Origin of the sequence: Arthrobacter globiformis NBRC 12137, assembly GCF_000238915.1 — a bacterium.
Lineage (GTDB): Bacteria > Actinomycetota > Actinomycetes > Actinomycetales > Micrococcaceae > Arthrobacter > Arthrobacter globiformis.
The window spans coordinates 1-511 of record NZ_BAEG01000017.1; the positions used below are offsets into that span (position 1 = coordinate 1).

1 pseudogene is annotated in these 511 nt (G+C 69.1%); it reads left to right on the forward strand.

Going from position 1 to position 511, the window contains the following annotated elements:
* Nucleotides 1-511: pseudogene (locus tag ARGLB_RS03220) on the forward strand (IS21 family transposase); the annotation flags it as partial.

Genomic DNA, 511 nt, shown 5'->3' on the forward strand with positions numbered 1-511 from the left:
CAGGAACCAGCAGACGCTGGCGTTCGCCAAGCACTACTCCGTCGAAGTGCTCACCTGCCACCCGGCGGACCCGGCCTCCAAAGGCGGCGTCGAATCATCCGTGAAGATCGCCAAGGCAGACCTGGTGCCCAAAGACACCAACCTGCGGAACACCTACGCCTCGTTCGCCGAACTCGAGGCGGCCTGCGCGGCGTTAATGGACCAGGTCAACGCGCGCGAGCACCGCATCACCCGCCGCCGCCCGGTCGACATGCTCGCCGAGGAGGCCGCGTCCCTGCACCGCGTTCCGGACACAGCCCATACTCTCGCCTATGGGGTGGGGCGCCGGGTGCCGGAAAACACGCCCATGGTCTCGTTCGAAAACGCCCAATACTCCGTGCCTGCCCATCTGCTCGGGGCTGAGGTGTTCGCCCGGTTCCACGGGACCGGCCCGGACGCGCAGGTCGTGATCGTGCACGTCGGCGCCGGCGGACCGGTCGAGGTCGCCCGCCACGCACTCGCCCGGCCAGGG